1 protein-coding gene is annotated in these 249 nt (G+C 40.6%); it reads left to right on the top strand.

Annotation, left to right across the window (positions count from 1 at the left end; all coding sequences use genetic code 11):
* Nucleotides 1-249: hypothetical protein (locus R0K30_RS22910; protein WP_410613256.1), on the top strand; the 249-nt coding region annotated here is incomplete at both ends.

The raw sequence follows: 249 nt of genomic DNA, 5'->3' as shown, positions 1-249 counted from the left end.
ACAATGACCTTTGACAATATAAGCGCTATATTTAGCGCTTTTGACCCGCAACTTAATGTTCTCAGTAGTGAGCGTTTGTATAGTGGTTTAAGTAACGATAATTTCCTTGTCCATACAGCGCAGCAAGCTTACCTATTAAAGATTTATCGGGAACACTGGCCATCTATAGGCTTAGCAGCGCAAGCAAGCTTTGCAGAGTATAAAGTTTGTCCTGCACCAATGTGGCTCAATGAAGAAAAAAAGTTAGCC

The organism is Bacillus sp. SIMBA_154 (genome assembly GCF_046536015.1).
Taxonomy (GTDB): domain Bacteria; phylum Bacillota; class Bacilli; order Bacillales; family Bacillaceae; genus Bacillus; species Bacillus pumilus_P.
This window is presented reverse-complemented; position numbering and strand designations above follow the sequence as displayed.